General features: G+C 70.2%; 17 protein-coding genes and 2 pseudogenes. 4 read left to right on the plus strand and 15 right to left on the minus strand.

Going from position 1 to position 16846, the window contains the following annotated elements; genetic code table 11:
- Positions 1 to 14: 14 nt before the first annotated feature.
- From QTI33_RS01245 to QTI33_RS01300, 12 genes are all read right to left on the minus strand, one after another.
- A complete protein-coding gene (locus tag QTI33_RS01245; protein ID WP_286503898.1) occupies positions 15 to 1388 on the minus strand; it encodes a TAXI family TRAP transporter solute-binding subunit in 1374 nt (457 codons plus the stop codon).
- A 112-nt stretch (positions 1389 to 1500) separates the two neighbouring features.
- Positions 1501 to 2517: a P1 family peptidase gene (locus tag QTI33_RS01250; RefSeq protein WP_286503900.1), complete on the minus strand. Its 1017-nt coding sequence runs from the start codon at positions 2515 to 2517 to the stop codon at positions 1501 to 1503.
- 23 nt (positions 2518 to 2540) lie between these two features.
- A complete protein-coding gene (locus QTI33_RS01255; RefSeq protein WP_286503901.1) occupies positions 2541 to 3524 on the minus strand; it encodes a glycerophosphodiester phosphodiesterase in 984 nt (327 codons plus the stop codon).
- Entirely contained in the window at positions 3521 to 4087 is a 567-nt protein-coding gene (locus QTI33_RS01260) for a YceB family lipoprotein (RefSeq protein WP_286503903.1), read from the minus strand. Before QTI33_RS01260 ends, QTI33_RS01255 begins: the two co-directional genes overlap by 4 nt.
- 49 nt (positions 4088 to 4136) lie before the next feature.
- On the minus strand, positions 4137 to 4931 hold the full coding sequence (locus QTI33_RS01265) for an amino acid ABC transporter ATP-binding protein (RefSeq protein ID WP_286503904.1): 795 nt from the start codon (positions 4929 to 4931) through the stop codon (positions 4137 to 4139).
- The gene (locus QTI33_RS01270) at positions 4915 to 5568 is read right to left on the minus strand and encodes an amino acid ABC transporter permease (RefSeq protein ID WP_286503906.1); all 654 of its coding nucleotides are present in this window, start codon (positions 5566 to 5568) and stop codon (positions 4915 to 4917) included. The genes QTI33_RS01265 and QTI33_RS01270 overlap by 17 nt, the downstream gene beginning before the upstream one ends.
- Before the next feature lie 7 nt (positions 5569 to 5575).
- Positions 5576 to 6238 carry an amino acid ABC transporter permease gene (locus QTI33_RS01275; protein ID WP_286503908.1) on the minus strand — a complete coding sequence of 221 codons (663 nt, stop codon included), beginning with the start codon at positions 6236 to 6238 and terminating at the stop codon, positions 5576 to 5578.
- 13 nt (positions 6239 to 6251) lie between these two features.
- Positions 6252 to 7043, minus strand: a complete 792-nt coding sequence (locus QTI33_RS01280; RefSeq protein WP_286503911.1) for a transporter substrate-binding domain-containing protein — start codon at positions 7041 to 7043, stop codon at positions 6252 to 6254.
- Entirely contained in the window at positions 7040 to 7837 is a 798-nt protein-coding gene (locus QTI33_RS01285; protein ID WP_286503912.1) for a GntR family transcriptional regulator, read from the minus strand. Before QTI33_RS01285 ends, QTI33_RS01280 begins: the two co-directional genes overlap by 4 nt.
- A 196-nt stretch (positions 7838 to 8033) precedes the next feature.
- Complete coding sequence (locus tag QTI33_RS01290) at positions 8034 to 8348, minus strand: hypothetical protein (protein WP_286503913.1); 315 nt, start codon at positions 8346 to 8348, stop codon at positions 8034 to 8036.
- Positions 8349 to 8427: 79 nt separating this feature from the next.
- Entirely contained in the window at positions 8428 to 9393 is a 966-nt protein-coding gene (locus QTI33_RS01295) for a Bug family tripartite tricarboxylate transporter substrate binding protein (protein WP_286503914.1), read from the minus strand.
- 56 nt (positions 9394 to 9449) lie between these two features.
- A complete protein-coding gene (locus QTI33_RS01300; RefSeq protein WP_286503915.1) occupies positions 9450 to 9890 on the minus strand; it encodes an OsmC family protein in 441 nt (146 codons plus the stop codon).
- 191 nt (positions 9891 to 10081) lie between these two features.
- Here QTI33_RS01300 and QTI33_RS01305 point away from each other — a divergent pair, with 191 nt between their 5' ends.
- Positions 10082 to 11776, plus strand: coding sequence for a long-chain fatty acid--CoA ligase (locus tag QTI33_RS01305; RefSeq protein ID WP_286503916.1), 1695 nt, complete (start codon positions 10082 to 10084; stop codon positions 11774 to 11776).
- A gap of 57 nt (positions 11777 to 11833) precedes the next feature.
- Here QTI33_RS01305 and QTI33_RS01310 read toward each other — a convergent pair.
- Positions 11834 to 12160 (minus strand): annotated as a pseudogene (locus QTI33_RS01310) (alkaline phosphatase family protein); the annotation flags it as partial.
- Positions 12161 to 12168: 8 nt separating this feature from the next.
- On the opposite strand from QTI33_RS01310, the pseudogene QTI33_RS01315 reads away from it, so the two are divergent.
- Positions 12169 to 12684 (plus strand): annotated as a pseudogene (locus QTI33_RS01315) (hypothetical protein); the annotation flags it as partial.
- Here QTI33_RS01315 and QTI33_RS01320 read toward each other — a convergent pair.
- Complete coding sequence (locus QTI33_RS01320; protein WP_286503918.1) at positions 12573 to 13064, minus strand: RidA family protein; 492 nt, start codon at positions 13062 to 13064, stop codon at positions 12573 to 12575. The pseudogene QTI33_RS01315 and the gene QTI33_RS01320 sit on opposite strands and share 112 nt — an antisense overlap.
- Positions 13064 to 14422 (minus strand): NAD(P)/FAD-dependent oxidoreductase, encoded by a 1359-nt coding sequence (locus QTI33_RS01325; RefSeq protein WP_286503920.1) that lies wholly within the window; start codon positions 14420 to 14422, stop codon positions 13064 to 13066. Before QTI33_RS01325 ends, QTI33_RS01320 begins: the two co-directional genes overlap by 1 nt.
- A 161-nt stretch (positions 14423 to 14583) precedes the next feature.
- Here QTI33_RS01325 and egtB point away from each other — a divergent pair, with 161 nt between their 5' ends.
- Together egtB and egtD are read left to right on the plus strand one after the other, a co-directional pair.
- On the plus strand, positions 14584 to 15831 hold the full coding sequence (gene egtB / locus QTI33_RS01330; protein WP_286503921.1) for an ergothioneine biosynthesis protein EgtB: 1248 nt from the start codon (positions 14584 to 14586) through the stop codon (positions 15829 to 15831).
- The gene (gene egtD, locus QTI33_RS01335; RefSeq protein WP_286503922.1) at positions 15831 to 16820 is read left to right on the plus strand and encodes an L-histidine N(alpha)-methyltransferase; all 990 of its coding nucleotides are present in this window, start codon (positions 15831 to 15833) and stop codon (positions 16818 to 16820) included. The genes egtB and egtD overlap by 1 nt, the downstream gene beginning before the upstream one ends.
- The last annotated feature ends 26 nt before the right edge of the window (positions 16821 to 16846 follow it).

Consider the following 16846-nt stretch of genomic DNA (forward strand, 5'->3'; position numbering starts at 1 on the left):
GAGCGCGCTCCAAGTCAAGCGGGTCCGGTGGAAAATTTCTGCCCGGCACCCGCTGCGGGCGGCGTACCCGCGAGCACGCGCCTGCGCACCGCCTCGATGTTGTTGCGCAGCGCATAGAGCTCGTCGGCGTAGGACAGCGGCACCGCCACCTTGTTGACCACGCGGTCGAGGTCGCCGAGCTCCTTCAGCAGCGCCTCGGGGTCGCCCGTCTGCGCCTCCAGCTTGTGCTCGACCTCGCGCAGCCTGGCATACCAGCGGAACACGCGGCGCCGCACCCGGAACTGGTAGAGCGGCGGCACGATGCGGCTCAGCGGCAGCATCAGCACCAGCAGGCCACCCAGCACCAGCCACATCCGTTCGACCAGGTTGCTGGCCCAGAACGGCAGGTAGCGCTGCCAGAACGGCGGCGTGCCGTTGATGGCGCGGTCGCCTTCGGGGCTGACCGGCAGCTCGCTGGTGCGCGTGTTCGGGAAGTCGCGCGCGCGGTTGAACCAGCCGGCGCCGCCATGCAGGCTCTGCGCGGTCTGCGCGAACAGCTGGCGCAGCGCGGGATGGGTCTCCTCGCGCGAGAGCAGCGAGGTGGTGGCGGCCAGCAGCGACACGTCGTGCGACGGCAGGTCGGCCGCCAGGTCGACCACGCCGCGCGGCAGGTCCACCGGCTGCAGGAAGGCGAAACGCCGCGAATAGGCGTCGCTCTGCTGGAAGTCCATCAACTGGATGTCGGGCGCGCGCAGCAGCCGCTGCACCAGCGGCGATTGCGGGGCCGAGGCCAGCACGATCACGTCGATCAGCCCGGCCTCCAGGGCCTCGGTCGCGGGCGACTGTTCGAGGTTCGACAGGTTCAGCGTGGCCGGGTCCATGTGGTTGGCGTGGAACATCCGCTCCATGATGTCGGGCACGCCGCTGCCCGGCTTGTCGACATTGATGCGCAGGTCCTTGAGCTGCGTCAGCGAGGTCAGGGTGCCGGCCTTGCGGTCGACCCGCTTCGCCGCATCGGTCCGGTAGAAGAACCACAAGGGCTCGAAGAACAGGCTGCCCAGCGAGGTCAGGCCGGCTTGCTCGTCCTTCACCGGGTCGGCGCTGCCGCCGCGCACGAAGGCCACGTCGGCCCCCCCGCTGCGCAGCAGCTGCAGGTTGTCGAGCGAGCCATCGGTGGGCTTGAGTTCGACCTCGATGCCGTTGGCCTTGAGCGCCGCGGCGTAGCGCTTGCCGAACTCGGCATAGGCGCTGCCGGCCGGCCCGGTGGCCAGCGTCACGCGCTTGGGCGGCTGCGGCTGCAGCCACCAGTAGGCGGCGACCAGCAGTGCGATGACGAGGAAGATGACGGGCCCGGCGGAAGCGATCAGGTCGCGGATCGACAGCAGGAACAGGCGGATGGCTTGGGGCATGCGGAAAGTTGGAACGAGGCTCGGGGACACCGCGGTCGCGGCAGCGCATTTTCTGTGCTTTCCGCCCCCGGCTGGTTACAAAGCGCGTGTCGGGTGTCCGCGCCCGCCGTGCTCAGCCCAGGTCGGCGGCGGCCGGGAAGTAGCTGTCGCCGATGCGCACCGCGCGCGCCGCGCGCACCGCGCGCACGGTCGCCAGCGCCACCACCTCGGCGGCCATGGTGCCGAGCACCGTCATGCCGGGGGCGTCGCCGTCGAGCGGCACGTGGCCGGTGGCGAGCGCGAAGAGGGTGTCGCCGTCGCTCATCGTGTGCACCGGGTTGATCGCGCGCGCCAGGCCGTCGTGGGCCACGCTGGCCAGGCGGTTGGCCTGCACCTTGGTCAGCACGGCGTCGGTCGCGACCACGCCGAGGGTGGTGTTGGTGCCGGCCAGCAGCGGTTTCGGCAGCTCGCCGCGCAGCAGCGCGCGGCGGGTGTCGAGCAGGGCGCGGCCGTCTTCGGTGCGCGCCCCCGCCACGACCTGTGCGGTATCGGGATCGATCACGTCGCCGAGCGCATTGCAGGCGATCAGCGCGCCGACGGTCACACCCTTGACCGTGATCGACGCCGTGCCGATACCGCCCTTCATGGCCCGATCGATGCCGAACAGCTTGCCCACCAATGCGCCGCTGCCGGCGCCGACATTGCCTTCGGCCGGTGCCGCCTGCGATGCGGCTTCGCAGGCCGCATAGCCTGCATCGGCATCGGGCCGGATGCGGGCGTCGCCGACCGGCAGGTCGAACAGCACGGCCGCCGGAATGATCGGCAGGGTGCCGAAACGGACGTCGAAACCGACGCCGCGCTCCTCGAGCCAGCGCATCGCGCCGTCGGCGGCGGCCAGGCCCCAGGCGCTGCCGCCGGCGAGCATCACGGCGTGGACCTGCTGCACCAGGTTGCCCGGCGCCAGCAGGTCGGTCTCGCGGGTGCCGGGCGCGGCGCCGCGCACGTCGACGCCGGCCACCGCGCCGTCGCGCACGATGATCACGGTGCAGCCGGTGGGTCGGCGGGGGTCGCTGTAGTGGCCGACTTCGATGCCCGCGACATCGGTGATGGCGCCGGCGCGGGCGGAAGGGGAGGAGGCGTGTTCAGGCATCGGCGGCGATTATCGGGCGCGCTTCAGCGCCGGCGCGCGACGGGCAGGGCGACACCCCGCTCGGCGAGCAGGTCGCGCAGGATCGCCGGGTCGTCCGTGATGATGCCGTCCACGCCCCAATCCAGCAGCCGCGCCATGTCGGCGCGCTGGTTGACGGTCCAGGGCAGCACGGCCAGGCCGAGCGCATGCGCCTCCTGCACCAGGGCCGGGCTCAGGTCGTTGTGGGCCGGCGACCAGGTCACCGGCGCCGGGCCGTCGCCTGCGGCCGCCTTCACGAGCCGCGGCGCGCTGCCGAAATCCGCGAGCTTCAGGCCCGCGGTCCAGCGGCTGTCCTGCAGCGTGCGGCTGCTCGTGAGGTAGGCGCGCGGCAGCTGCGGCGCCGATTGGCCGACCAGCGCCAGCGTGCGCCAGTCGAAGCTCTGCACCGTCACGCGTCGGGCCATGCCGGCCTTGTCGATCTCGGCCAGCAGCGCGCGCACCATCTGCTCGGGCGATGCCGTTTCATCCGGCCGGCCGGGGTCCAGCTTGGTCTCGATATTGAAGCGGACCTCGGTCGCGCCGATGTCGTTGGCCCGCGCGAACAGCGCCGCGAGCGTCGGAATGCGCTCGCCGTCGTGCCACAGCTGCTTGGGGAAGGGCTTGCCGTAGCTGCTCGCGGGATCGATCCGGCCGACATCGTAGGTCTGCAGCTGCGCCAGCGACAGCGAGCGGATCGGAGGGCCCTTGGCGATCAGGAAGTTGCCCCGGGCGTCGCGCGTGTGGTCCGGGTTGAGCACCGTGTCGTGCGAGATCACGACCACGTCGTCGGCCGTGAGGCCGATGTCGAGCTCGAGCGTGGTGACGCCGATGGCGATCGCATGGGTGAAGGCGCTGAGCGTGTTCTCGGGCGCCAGGGCGCGCCCGCCGCGATGGGCCTGCAGGTCGACGGCAGGCGGGGTCTTCGGGCCCGGGGCCGCACAGCCGGCCAGCAGCACGGCCGAGGCGAGCCAAAGGGCCGGGCGGCTCATTTCAGCGCGACGGTGATGCCGTCGTCCTGAACGGTGATGTCGCCGATCTCGTAGGTCTTGCGGCCGACCGTGAGTTCCTCCGGCTTGAAGGTGCGCAGCGGCTGGTCGCGCAGCAGCTCCTGCGCGACCACGGCGCCGATCTGCTGCAGCCGCTCGGCGTCGCGGCCGCCCAGGCCCTGGAGCTCGATCCGGTCGGCCTGTGGCCGGTCGAGCCGGACCGCACGCGCCGCGGCGTCGTACTTGAGCGCGCTGCTCACCGTCACGATGCCCTCCACCTGCGAGGGCCGCAGCAGCGGGCTGGCGATCGAGAGCACCGCGGTGATCGCCGCCCGGTTGTTGCGGGCGTCGAGGCTCAGCTGGGGATCGCGCAGGGCGACCGTGAAGATCTCGGCGTAGCGCTGCTGCACCGGGAAGCGCTTGGCGACCTGCGCCTGCAGCTCCTCGCGGCTGGCGGTGTATTCGCTGGTGAAGAAGTTGAAGCCGGCCAGCGCGGCCAGCGGCGCGGCCAGGGCGGTGGCGCCCCACAGGGCGCGCAGCAGCTGTCGACGGGAATGGTGTGGCATACCGTTCCGAGCTTGCCACAGGCCGGGGGTTCCCGGCCGCGCCCCTCGATCAATCGTGCAACGATGAAAGAAACTGTTGCAGCTCCGGCGTCTTCGGGCTGCCGAACAGCGCCGCCGGCGGCCCCATCTCGTGCACCCGGCCCTGGTGCATGAAGATCACGCGGTCGCTGACCTTGCGCGCGAAGCTCATCTCGTGCGTCACCATCAGCAGGGTCATGCCCTCGACCGCCAGCGACTCCACCACCCGCAGCACCTCGCCCACCAGCTCGGGGTCGAGCGCCGAGGTGATCTCGTCGCACAGCAGCACCGCGGGCTCCATCGCCAGCGCGCGGGCGATCGCCACGCGCTGCTGCTGGCCGCCCGAGAGCTGGTCGGGCATGGCGTCGAATTTCTCGGCCAGGCCGACCCGCGCGAGCAGCTTGCGCGCCTGCGAGGCGGCCTCGATGGCGCTGCGCTTCTTGACCAGGGTCGGCGCCAGCATCACGTTCTTGCCGACCGTCAGGTGCGGGAACAGGTTGAAGCTCTGGAAGATCATGCCGACGCGCTGGCGCAGCTCGCGCATCGCCATCGCGCTCTCGTGCAGCAGCGGCTTGCCGTCGACCGTGAGCGAGCCTTCCTGGAACACCTCGAGGCCGTTGATGCAGCGCAGGAGCGTGCTCTTGCCGGAGCCGCTCTTGCCGATGATCGCGATCACCTCGCCGCGCCGGACTTCCAGGTCGATGCCCTTGAGCACTTCGTTGCTGCCGTAGGACTTGCGCAGCGCCGTGACGCGCACGATCGGCGCGGCGGAGACCCGCGCGGCGGCAGCGGCTTCGGATGCGGGGGCTTCAGCGACGAGCGACATTGATTTTCCTCTCGAGGTTCTTGGCGTACAGGCTCACGGGAAAGCACAGCACGAAATAAAGCAGGGCGACGCAGCTGAACACCACGAAGGGCTTGAAGGTGGCGTTCGAGATCATGCTGCCGGCCTTGGTGAGCTCGATGAAGCCGATCACCGAGGCCAGCGCGGTGCCTTTGATCACCTGCACCAGGAAGCCGACCGTGGGCGCGACCGCGATGCGCGTGGCCTGCGGCAGGATCACGTGGCGCATCTGCTCGCCGAAGCCGAGCGCCAGGCTGCCCGAGGCCTCCCACTGGCCCTTCGGGATGGAGGCCACGCAGCCGCGCCAGATCTCGGTCAGGAAGGCACTGGTGTAGAGCGTGAGCGCGACCGAGGCCGCGGTCCAGGCCGAGACGTCGATGCCGAACAGGGCGATGCCGAAGTAGGCCAGGAACAGCTGCATCAGCAGCGGCGTGCCCTGGAACACCTGCACGTAGAGGCCGATGAGCCGGTCGACGACCGGACCCCCGGACAGCCGCGCGAACAGCAGCAGGCCGCCGACCACGCCGCCGCCGACGAAGGCGATCAGCGACAGCACCACCGTCCAGCGCAGCGCCAGCAGCAGGTTGCGCAGGATGTCCCAGAGGGAGAAATCGGTCATGGGCGTTTCACCTGCCGAAGAAGTACTTGGGGCCGGCCCAGTTGAGCAGGCGGCGGGCGGCGACCGACAACGCGAGGTAGATCACGGTGGCGATGATGAAGGCCTCGAAGGCGCGGAAGTTGCGGCTCTGGATCAGGTTGGCCGCGTAGCTCAGCTCCTCGGTCGAGATCTGGCTGCACACCGCCGAGCCCAGCATCACGATGATGATCTGGCTCACCATCGCCGGCCAGACCTTCTTCATCGCCGGCGGCAGCACCACGCGCAGGAACACCTGCAGCTTGTTGAGCGCCAGGCTCACGGCGGCCTCGATCTGGCCGCGCGGCGTGGCTTCGATGCCGGCGCGGATGATCTCCGTTGCATAGGCGCCGAGGTTCAGCACCATCGCGATCACCGACGCCACTTCGGGCGACAGCTTGAAGCCGGCGGCGGGCAGGCCGAAGAAGATGAAGAACAGCTGCACGATGAACGGCGTGTTGCGGATCAGCTCGACGTAGCTGCCGACCACCCAGCGCAGCCACGTCGGGCCGCTGGCGCGCGACCAGGCGCAGGCGACGCCGACCCCCATGCCGATCACGGTCGCGATGGCCGTGAGCCCCAGCGTCCAGACCACGCCCCGCACGAGCAGGGGCCATTGGCCGAGGACGGCGCCGAAGTCGAAGTCGATGCCCATGGCGGGTGGCCGATCAGACCGGCAGGTCGCCGGCGGCGCGGCCGAGCCACTTCTTCGCCATGGCGTCGAGGGTGCCGTCCTTCTTGGCGTTGGCGATGATCTCGTTGACCTTGGCCTTCAGCGGCTCCTCGCCCTTGGCGATGCCGATGAAGCAGGGGCTGTCCTTGAGCAGCAGCTTGTACTCGGCGCCGAGCTGCGGGTTCTTCTGCATCATGTCGCCGGCGACCGCGGCGCTGGTGGCCAGGGTCTGGGTCTGGCCGGCCACGAAGGCGGCGATGGTGGCGTTGTTGTCCTCGAAGCGCTTGTATGCGAGGCTGGCCGGCGCGACCTTGGCGAGCTCCTGGTCTTCCATCGCGCCGCGGGTCACGGCGACGGTCTTGCCGCCCATGTCGGCGAAGCTCTTGATGTTGAGGTTCTTGCCGGCGTAGACCGCCTGGAAGAAGGGCGCGTAGGCCGACGAGAAGTCGATCACCTTTTCGCGCTCGGCATTCTTGCCCAGCGTGGAGATCACCAGGTCGGCCTTGCGCGTCTGCAGGTAGGGGATGCGGTTGGCGCTGGTCACGGGCACCAGTTCGACCTTGACGCCCAGCTTGCCCGCGATCAGCTGCGCCATCTCGACGTCCAGGCCCTGCGGCGTCATGGTCTTGTCGACCGAGCCGTAGGGCGGGTAGTCGGTCGGCACGGCGATCTTGATGAGCTTGGCCTTTATCACGTTGTCGAGTGCGCTCTGGGCCTGCGCGAGGCCGGTGGCGAACAAGGTGACGGCGGCGAGTGCGAGCGCGAAGCTGCGCTTGGATGGCTTCATGACAGGGCTCCTAGGTAGGTCGATGAATCGTCGGGTGAAGGTTCGGCTGCGGCCGCCTTGCGTCCCCGCCTGGCGGGGGTGGTACGCAAGAGCTGTGCCTCGCCGCGGGCGTCGGCAGCGGTGCCCTGCATCGGTGCCAGCGCGTCGCGCAGCTGGGCCAGCGGGTCGGTCGGTGTCGGCACGCGCAGGGCGGACTGCACGCTGCCGATGTGTTCGCTCATCAGCGCCTCGGCGGCGGCGCTGTCGCCGCGCTCGAGCGCAGCGACGATGCGCACATGGTCATCGCAGGACTGCGCGGCGTCGTGCGAGGACTGGTAGCGCATCGCGATCAGCGTGGTGCGGGCCGTGAAGTCGCGCAGCGTGTCGGCCAGCAGCGAGTTGCCCAGGCATTCGGCCAGGCAGACGTGGAAGTCGCCCAGCAGGTAGCTGCGCTGGCCGATGTCGCTGTCCTTCAGGGCCGCCTTCTCGCGCTTGAGATGCGCCTTGAGCGCGCGCAGCGCGTCGCGGTCGATGGCGCCGGCGCTGCGGATCAGGCCGGACTCGATCACGCGCCGCGCCTCGAAGGCCTCGCGCGCCTCGTCCTGCGACGGTTCGATCACGAACCAGCCGCGGCGCGCGCTCACGGTCACGATGCCGCGTGCCGCCAGCCGGGTCAGCGCCTCGCGCACGATGGTGCGGCTGCAGTCGAACAGCATCGCGAGCTGCTGCTCGCCGAGGCGGGCGCCGGGTGCGAGCTTCTGCGCCATCACCGCTTCGATGATGCGTGCACTGATGTCGGGAGCGCTGATGGACATGCCTGCCCATCAGCAGCTTTCATGCCTGCTTGTATGCAAGAAGCTGGTGCATGCGCGGGGGACGAAAAAAAGGCCCGCACGAGGCGGGCCTAACCTTGATTGCACTTGCAGCAATGACTAACACCCCGATTTTCGCGCTGTTGGGCGCTTTTGGGTGTGAAAAATTCGACAGTCGCTGACTGTTACCTGACCCTCACTACAAGCCCATGAACTCCGAAATGCGCCGGACGACGGATTTCGGGGGCGGGGCGGCGAACAGCGTTTCCACCGGCGGTGGCGCGCGCCGGGCGGCCAGGGTTTCCAGCGCCTGGGCGACCAGGATCGACGACCCGTCGGCCCGCCGCCGCCACGCCCGGGCCACCTGGGCCAGCTCGGCCGGGGTCAGCGGCTGGGGCGGACTGTCCGCGGCGCGCGGCCGATCCGGCTTCTCGGGCGCCAGCCGGGGGCGCCGGCCGCCGAACAGGCCGTCGGGTGCGGGGTCGGGGCGGCGAGAAAAGCAAAGATGATCCATGTAAGGCATTGTGACTACATGACTGGGGCGTTTGAAGCGTCCGAAAGTTGTAGGCAGCCGCCTCCGCCCCGGCCCGGCGTCAATCCATCTTCGCGCCCGACGCCTTCACCGCCTTGTCCCAGCGCGGGGTTTCCGCGGCCAGGAACCTGGCGAAGTCCTCGCTGCCCAGGAAGGCCGGATCGGCGCCCTGGCTTACCATGCGCTCGCGCACCTCGGGGCTGGTCAGCACCTGCCTGAAGGCGTCGCTGAGCCGGGCGACGACGTCCTTGGGCGTGCCCGCGGGCGCCAGGAAGCCATAGAAGCCGACCACCTCGAAGCCCTTGATGCCGGCCTCGATCACGGTCGGCACCTCGGGCAGGGCCGGATTGCGGGCGGCGCTGGTGACGGCCAGCGCGCGCACCTTGCCCTGTCTGTGGTAGTTGGCCGCCTGCGGGATCGACTCGGCCATGAACTGCACCTGCCCGCCCATCAGGTCGGTGAAGGCGGGCGCACTGCCGCGGTAGGGGATATGGACCATGAAGATGCCGGTCGCGCTCTTGAACATCTCGGGCACCAGGTGGCTGATGCCGCCGTTGCCGGCCGAGCCGTAGTTGAGCTGGCCGGGCCGGGCGCGGGCGTAGTCGACGAACTGGCGCAGGTTCTGGACCGGCAGCTTGGGCGTCACCAGCAGCGCGAGCGGCTGCATCGCGGTGCGCGCGATCGGCGTGAAGTCGCGCAGCGTGTCGTACGGCAGCTTGGCGTAGAGGGCGCCGTTGATCACCGCGACGCCGGTGTTGGCGAGCATCAGGGTGTAGCCGTCGGGCGCGCTCTTGGCGACCGCCTCGGCGCCGACCGAGCCGCCGGCGCCGGGCTTGTAGTCGACGATCAGGGGTTGGCCCAGCACGGCTTGCAGCTTGTCGGTGAGCAGGCGAGCGTGCTGGTCGAGCGGGCCGCCGGCCGGGAAGCCGATGACGATCTTGATCGGCTTGTCGGGGAAGGCGGCCAGGGCGGCCGTCGAAACCGTCAGCCACAGCAGTGCGGCGATGCCTTTGCGGGCCATGTTCATGCGTGTCTCCTCGTTGTGAGGCGATCATAAACAGCGGCCCGCAGCGGGCGTCGACCTCAGGACTTGAGCGTCGCCTTCAGGGTGATCTCCGGCACGCTGGCCAGCGCCTTCGACAACGGGCAGCCGGCCTTGGCGCCGGCCGCCAGTTCCTGGAACTTGGCCTCGTCGATGCCCGGCACCACGGCTTCGAGTTCGAGCTGGATGCGATCGATCTTGAAGCCCGGACCGTCCTTGGCCAGCCGCACCGCCGCCTTGGTGTCGATCGAGGTGGCCGTGAGCCCGGCGCCCTCGAGCGCGAAGGCGAAGGCCATCGTCAGGCAGCCGGCGTGCGCCGCGCCCAGGATCTCTTCGGGGTTGGTGCCGCGCTTGTCGTCCTCGAAGCGGCTGGCGAAGCCGTAGGGGTAGTCCTTGAGCGCACCGGTCTCGGTGCTGATCAGGCCTTTGCCGGTCTTGCCGGCGCCTTCCCAGTGAACGCTCGCGTGCTTGTCTGCAGCCATGGAAACTCCTCGTGGAATGGGTTGAGAGGCTGCTCTTTTACGGCAGATCGGGCGCCGCGTCTGTCGGTCGATGGAGGTAGCCACGATTTTCCCTGGCGGGCGAGGGAGTCGCCCAGGTGACGTCTGTCGGGGCTTCCCCGATGCGGCGGCGCGGCCGGGCATCGTAGGCTCTCACGCTCTCTGGAGACTGTATGGATCGACCGCACTACAAGTTCTGGCCCCAGCGCCTGCCCCATTCGATCACCGTGCCCGCGACCTCGCTCTGGCACAACCTGGCGGTCAACGCCGCGCGCTATCCGCGCAAGCCCGCGCTGGTCTTTTTCGGCAGCGAGATCAGCTATGCCGAGTTCGCGGCCCAGGCCGAGCGGCTGGCCGGCACCCTGCATGCGCTGGGCGTGCGGCGCGGCGACCGCGTCATTCTGGACATGCAGAACTGTCCGCAGCTGGTGATCGCGCATTTCGCGATCCTGCGGGCCAATGCGGTGGTGGTGCCGGTCAACCCGATGAACCGGGCCGAGGAGCTCAAGCACTACATCACCGACCCGGACGCCAAGTTCGCCATCACCACCGGCGACCTGGCACCCGAGCTGGCCAAGGCCAGCAATGCGCTCGACGCCAAGGACCGGCTGGCGCACATGATCGTCACCCAGTTCACCGACACCTTCGACCCCGAAGTGACCGGCGACGAGGCCCCGGCACCGGCCTGGCGCGACTGGCTGCTGACGCAGCATCCGCTGCCGGCGCTCGAAGGCGGCGCCGTGATGCATTGGACCGAGGCGCTCGCCGCCGGCCATGCGCCGCCCGAGCACGTGGTGGGTGCCGACGACATGGCGCTGCTGCCCTACACCAGCGGCACCACCGGCCTGCCCAAGGGCTGCGTCCACCACCATTCGAGCCTGATGCACAACGCCTGCGCCGGCCAGATCTGGGGCCTGGGATCGCCCGAGATGGTGGTGCTGGCCGTGGTGCCGATGTTCCACATCACCGGCGTGGTCAGCATGATGCACACGACGGTGCTGATCGGCGGCACGCTGGTCATCATGCCGCGTTGGGACCGCGACGTCGCCGGCCGCCTGATCTCGCGCCGCAAGGTCACGAGCTGGACCAACATCCCGACCATGGTCATCGACCTGATGGCCAGCCCGAATTTCGCCAGCTACGACCTGAGCAGCATGGTCTACATCGGCGGCGGCGGCGCCGCCATGCCGCAGGCCGTGGCCCAGCGCCTGTTCGAGCAGTTCGGCCTCAAGTACCAGGAAGGCTACGGCCTCACCGAGACCGCCGCGCCCTCGCATGCCAACCCGTTCGAGAACCCGAAGCAGCAGTGCCTGGGCATCCCCTACATGGGCACCGACGCGCGGGTCGTCGACCCCGACACCCTGGTCGAGATGCCGGTCGGCGAATCGGGCGAGATCATCATGCGCGGCCCGGGCGTGTTCGAGGGCTACTGGAAGCGGCCCGACGCCACGGCCGCGGCCTTCATCGAGTTCGAGGGCCAGCGCTTCTTCCGCTCGGGCGACATGGGGCGCATGGACGAGGACGGCTACTTCTTCATCACCGACCGCCTCAAGCGAATGATCAACGCCAGCGGCTTCAAGGTCTGGCCGGCCGAAGTCGAGCTGCTGATGTTCCGCCACCCGGCCATCCAGGAAGCCTGCGTGATCGGCACCAAGGATGCCTACCGCGGCGAGTCGGTCAAGGCGGTGGTGGTGCTGCGCCCGACCCACAAGGACACGACCGAGCAGCAGATCATCGACTGGTGCCGCGAGAACATGGCGGTGTACAAGATCCCGCGCGCGGTGCAGTTCGTCGACGCGCTGCCCAAGAGCGGCAGCGGCAAGGTGATGTGGCGGCTGCTGCAGGAAGCCGAGAGCGGCAGCGCCTGAGCCCGGCGCTGCCTGCCGCCGCGGGCCGGGGCGCGCAGCGCCGCCGGCCCATGCGCCTCAGGACTTGCCGCCGAAGTCCAGCGCGGCCGTCAGGTCGCCCATCGGATGGGCGCCGTTCTTCACCAGCGCCGCATCGCGCTCGAGCAGGCCCGGCAGCGGCGGCAGCGACCAGCGGTGGGTGATGAAGCGCAGGGTCGAGGCGGTGTCGTACGGGGTCTTGTCGACGTAGCCCTTCTTCGAGAAGGGCGAGACGATCAGCGCCGGGATGCGCGTCCCCGGGCCCCAGCGATCGCCCTTGGGCACCGCGGCGTGGTCGTAGAAGCCGCCGTTCTCGTCGTAGGTGACGACGACCAGCATGTGGCCCCATTGCGGGCTGGCCTTGAGCCTGGCGACCGCGCCACCGCGGGCTGGCGGCCAATGCCGATCCGGTCTTCCACGACCTCGGCCTGTGCGGGCCGATCCGCACCGACCTGCAGGACCACCCCGAATATTGCGGCCTGTTCCGCACGCCGAGCCTGCGCAACGTCGCGGTGCGCCAGGCGTTCTTCCACAACGGCGTGTTCCATTCGCTCGAAGAGGCGGTGCGCTTCTATGCGCAGCGCGACAGCGCCCCGGGGCGCTGGTACGCGCGCGACGCCAGGGGCCGGACGGTGCTGTTCGACGACCTGCCCGCGCGCTACCGCGGGAACATCAACGCCGAGCCGCCCTTCGGCCAGCATCGCGGCGACCGGCCGGCCTTGAGCGAAGCGGAGATCCGCGACGTGGTCGCGTTCCTGAAGACGCTGACGGACGCCGATCAGCTGCCGCCGTCGAACTCGACTTCGGCCTCGATCTCGACCGGGATGTCGAAGGGCAGTTCGGCCAGCCCGACCGCGCTGCGGGCGTGGGCCCCGACCTCGGGGCCGTAGAGGTCGAGGATCAGGTCCGAGAAGCCGTTGATCACGGCCGGCATGCGGTTGAAGCCGGCGGCGGCGTTGACCATGCCGAACACCCGCACCCAGGCGCTGACGCGGTCCAGGTCGCCGAGGGCGCGCTGCAGGCTGGCGAGGATGCCGAGCGCTGTCAGGCGCGCCGCTTCATAGCCCTGCTCGACGCTGAGTTCGCGCCCGACCTTGCCGAGGGGCAGGGCGAGTCCGCCGTCGCTCGCGGTCGGGCCGTGGCCAGAAACGAGCGCCCGCCGGCCGACCAGCCGGACCCACGGAAAGGGCAGCACGACCCCGGGCGGCAGCCGGGCGGGCGGCGGCAGCGACAGGCCGAGCTCCTGCAGTTTCTGTTCGATGCGAGCCATCAGTCTTTCCCCTTGGCGCGGACGTCCGCCACCACCCGCGCATAACGCTGGAAGCTCCAGTAGGCGCTGGCCCAGTCCATCAGCACCACGAAGCGGTTGCGGAAACCGATCAGGAAGTAGATGTGGGCGAACAGCCAGAACAGCCACGCCAGCTTGCCCGAAAAGCGCAGCGGCCCGAACGGGCTGCCGAGGTCGACCACGGCCGAATTGCGGCCGATGGTGGCGAGGTTGCCGTAGTCGCTGTAGCGGAAGGGTTCGGTGGGCTGGCCCGCGATCCGGCGCAGGATGTTCGAGGCCGCGGCGCGGCCCATCTGCTTGGCACCGGGCGAGACGCCCGGGACCGGCGTCGGTTCCTTGCCGGGCGCATGGCTCATCGCGGCGGCCAGGTCGCCGACCACGCTGATGTCCGGGCGGCCCGGCAGGCTCAGGTCGGGCAGGACCTGGACCCGGCCGGCGCGGTCGGTCTCGGCGCCGGTGGCCGCGGCCAGCATGCGGCCGAGCGGCGAGGCGGCGACGCCGGCGGCCCAGATCACGCAGCCGCAGTCGATGCGGTGGCTGCCGAGGCCGGCGCCGCCATCGCTGAACGGGGAGGCGATCTGCAGCCCGGTGCCGTCGATCGAGGTGACGCGGGCGTTGAGGCGGACCTGGACGCCGAGCTTCTGCAACTGCTCCAGCGCGCGCTGGCTCAGCGCCTCGGGCATCGCCTGCAGCACCCGGGCGCCACCTTCGATCAGCAGCACCTCGGCGCTGCTCGGGTCGATGTGGCGGAACTCGCCTTCGAGCGTGTGGCGCGCGATCTCGGCCAGCGTGCCGGCCATCTCGACGCCGGTCGGGCCGGCGCCGATGACCGCGAAGGTCAGCAGCGCGCGCCGCCGCACCGGGTCGGTCTCCACCTCGGCCGCTTCGAAGCTCACCAGCACGCGGCGGCGGATCTCGAAGGCGTCGGCCAGGGTCTTGAGTCCCGGTGCCATCGGCTCCCAGGCGTCGTTGCCGAAATAGCTGTGGGTGGAGCCGGCGGCGACGATCAGGTGGTCCCAGCCGAGCTGGCTGCCGTCGGCCAGCTGCACCGTGCGGGCCGCGGGATCGATCTGCGTCACCTCGCCGAGCAGCGTCGTCACGTTGGGCTGGCCGCGGAACAGCACCCGGATCGGCGCCGCGATGGATGGCGCGGCGAGGCCCGCGGTGGCCACCTGGTAGAGCAGCGGCTGGAACAGATGGTGGTTGGTCTTGTCGACGATCGTGATGTCCACGTCGGCCTTCTGCAGCTTGCGTGCCGCCTCCAGGCCGCCGAAGCCGCAGCCGACGATGAGGACATGGGGGCGGCCGGAAGCCGGGGCCGTCGGCGGGGGGGTGCTCATCCGGCGGATGATACGCAGGCCGGCGCCCGGGGGCCGCGGCTGGCAGGCCGGAGCGAGTTGTGCCAAAGTGGCGCGTTCCGGTCGGCGCGCGGGTGCGACCTTGTCCTACGGCGGCGCCCCGCCTGCATCGGATAGAACACTCAATTCAAACTGGAGAGTCCATGAACCTGATCCGGCCGAAGCTGCCGGCGGCAGAGGCGTTGCGCGAACTTTTCCAGGCCGTGCGCGCGCACAGCCTCGAACTGGCCGCGCCCCTGTCGGCCGAGGACCAGTGCATCCAGTCGATGCCCGACGCCAGCCCGACCAAGTGGCACCTGGCACACACCACCTGGTTCTTCGAGACCGTGCTGCTGCAGCCGCACGCGAGCGGCTACCGGGCGTTCGATGCGCGCTTCCACTATCTCTTCAATTCCTACTACGAGGCGCTCGGGCCGCGCCACCCACGGCCCCAGCGCGGCCTCCTGACGCGGCCCTCGCTCGACGAGGTGCATCAATACCGGCGCCATGTCGACCGCGCGGTGCTGGACCTGCTGGGGGGCGCCGGGGAAGCCGTCTGGGCCACCATCGAGCCGATCCTCACGCTCGGGCTGCACCACGAGCAGCAGCACCAGGAACTGATCGTCACCGACATCCTGCATGCGCTGTGGTGCAACCCGCTGCTGCCGGCCTACCGACCACCGGGCGGACCGGGGCTGCGGCTGGCATCGGCCACGCCGCCGCTGCACTGGCTGCCGCACCCGGGCGGCGTCGCCGAAGTCGGCCACGCCCAGGCCGGATTCGCCTTCGACAACGAGCTGCCGCGCCACCCCGTGCTGCTGCGCCCGCATGCGATCGCCGACCGGCTGGTGAATTGCGGCGACTTCGTCCAGTTCATCGCCGACGGCGGCTACCAGCGTCCCGAGCTCTGGCTGTCCGACGGCTGGGCCGCGGTGCAGGCGCAGGGTTGGCGCGCACCGGCCTACTGGCTGGCGGCCGACGACCCGCGGCTGGCGCACGAAGGCGTGCCGGGCGGCTGGCAGGTGTTCGGACTGCACGGGGTGCGGCCGCTCGAGCCCGAGGCGCCGGTGGCGCAGCTGAGTTTCTTCGAGGCCGCGGCCTACGCCGAATGGGCCGGCGCGCGGCTGCCGACCGAGTTCGAATGGGAGGCCGCGCACGACGCGCCCGGCATCAGCCAGATGAGCGGCCAGGTCTGGCAGTGGACCCGCTCTTCCTACGATCCCTACCCGGGGTTCCGGCCGCTGGCCGGCGTCGCGGCCGAATACAACGGCAAGTTCATGGTCGGCCAGCTGGTGCTTCGCGGCGGCAGCATCGCAACGCCGCCGGGGCACACGCGGGCCAGCTACCGGAACTTCTTCCCGCCGGCCGCACGCTGGCAGTTCTCCGGGCTGCGGCTCGCGAAAGACCTCTGATGGGCACTCCCGCTTTCAACCTCCATGCGTTTCGCGCCGCACAGCGCGCAGCGCCGCTGTCCGACTTCGCGCGCGAGCTGTACGCCGGCCTGAGCCTCGACACCCGCAGGATCTCGCCCAAGTTCTTCTACGACGTCGCGGGCTCGGCCCTGTTCGACCGCATCTGCGAGCTGCCGGAGTACTACCCGACGCGGACCGAACTGCGCATCCTCACCGAGAGCGCCTCGGAGATCGCCGCCCAGATCGGACCGGATGCCGAGATCATCGAGTTCGGCGCCGGTTCGCTCACGAAGGTGCGGCTGCTGCTCGACGCGCTCGAGTCGCCGCGGCGCTACGTGCCGATCGACATCTCCGGCGCCCATCTCGAGGCCGCGGCCGCGCGGCTGCGCGCCGACTATCCGCGGCTGGCAGTGCAGCCGGTGGTGGCCGACTACACCATGCCGCTGGTGTTGCCACCGGGGCGCGGGCAGAGCGCCGGCCAGCGGGTCGGATTCTTTCCGGGCTCGACCCTGGGCAATTTCTCGCCCGACGAGGCGCTGGCCTTCCTGCAGCTCGCGCACCGGCTGCTGCGCGGCGGCGGCCTGCTGCTGGGCGTCGACCTGGTCAAGGATCCGGCGCTGCTGCATGCCGCCTACAACGACGCCCAGGGCGTGACGGCGGCCTTCAACCTCAACCTGCTGCGGCGCGCCAACGCCGAGCTCGGCTGCGACTTCGATCTCGACGGCTTCACGCATGCGGCCTTCTACAACTCGCCGCTGCGGCGCATCGAGATGCACCTAGTGAGCCGCCGGGCGCAGGCGGTGTCGCTCGACGGCCAGCGATTCCAGTTCGACGAGGGCGAGACGCTGCACACCGAGAACTCGCACAAGTTCACGGTCGAGGGCCTGCGCGCGCTGGCCGTCAAGGCCGGCTTCCGGCCGGCGGCGGTGTGGACCGATCCCGAGCGCCTGTTCAGCGTCCACTGGCTGGAGGCGCCCGCGGCACAATAGGGCGCTGCCCCCGTTGTGGCGGGCAC

The organism is Variovorax davisae (assembly GCF_030316845.1).
Lineage (GTDB): Bacteria > Pseudomonadota > Gammaproteobacteria > Burkholderiales > Burkholderiaceae_C > Variovorax > Variovorax davisae.

Excerpts from the sequence above, each read along its gene's own strand:
- QTI33_RS01245 (WP_286503898.1), bottom strand. The coding sequence starts at position 1,388 with ATGCCCCAAGCCATCCGCCTGTTCCTGCTGTCGATCCGCGACCTGATC.
- QTI33_RS01250 (WP_286503900.1), bottom strand. The coding sequence starts at position 2,517 with ATGCCTGAACACGCCTCCTCCCCTTCCGCCCGCGCCGGCGCCATCACC.
- QTI33_RS01255 (WP_286503901.1), bottom strand. The coding sequence starts at position 3,524 with ATGAGCCGCCCGGCCCTTTGGCTCGCCTCGGCCGTGCTGCTGGCCGGC.
- QTI33_RS01260 (WP_286503903.1), bottom strand. The coding sequence starts at position 4,087 with ATGCCACACCATTCCCGTCGACAGCTGCTGCGCGCCCTGTGGGGCGCC.
- QTI33_RS01265 (WP_286503904.1), bottom strand. The coding sequence starts at position 4,931 with ATGTCGCTCGTCGCTGAAGCCCCCGCATCCGAAGCCGCTGCCGCCGCG.
- QTI33_RS01270 (WP_286503906.1), bottom strand. The coding sequence starts at position 5,568 with ATGACCGATTTCTCCCTCTGGGACATCCTGCGCAACCTGCTGCTGGCG.
- QTI33_RS01275 (WP_286503908.1), bottom strand. The coding sequence starts at position 6,238 with ATGGGCATCGACTTCGACTTCGGCGCCGTCCTCGGCCAATGGCCCCTG.
- QTI33_RS01280 (WP_286503911.1), bottom strand. The coding sequence starts at position 7,043 with ATGAAGCCATCCAAGCGCAGCTTCGCGCTCGCACTCGCCGCCGTCACC.
- QTI33_RS01285 (WP_286503912.1), bottom strand. The coding sequence starts at position 7,837 with ATGTCCATCAGCGCTCCCGACATCAGTGCACGCATCATCGAAGCGGTG.
- QTI33_RS01290 (WP_286503913.1), bottom strand. The coding sequence starts at position 8,348 with ATGGATCATCTTTGCTTTTCTCGCCGCCCCGACCCCGCACCCGACGGC.
- QTI33_RS01295 (WP_286503914.1), bottom strand. The coding sequence starts at position 9,393 with ATGAACATGGCCCGCAAAGGCATCGCCGCACTGCTGTGGCTGACGGTT.
- QTI33_RS01300 (WP_286503915.1), bottom strand. The coding sequence starts at position 9,890 with ATGGCTGCAGACAAGCACGCGAGCGTTCACTGGGAAGGCGCCGGCAAG.
- QTI33_RS01305 (WP_286503916.1), top strand. The coding sequence starts at position 10,082 with ATGGATCGACCGCACTACAAGTTCTGGCCCCAGCGCCTGCCCCATTCG.
- QTI33_RS01320 (WP_286503918.1), bottom strand. The coding sequence starts at position 13,064 with ATGGCTCGCATCGAACAGAAACTGCAGGAGCTCGGCCTGTCGCTGCCG.
- QTI33_RS01325 (WP_286503920.1), bottom strand. The coding sequence starts at position 14,422 with ATGAGCACCCCCCCGCCGACGGCCCCGGCTTCCGGCCGCCCCCATGTC.
- egtB (WP_286503921.1), top strand. The coding sequence starts at position 14,584 with ATGAACCTGATCCGGCCGAAGCTGCCGGCGGCAGAGGCGTTGCGCGAA.
- egtD (WP_286503922.1), top strand. The coding sequence starts at position 15,831 with ATGGGCACTCCCGCTTTCAACCTCCATGCGTTTCGCGCCGCACAGCGC.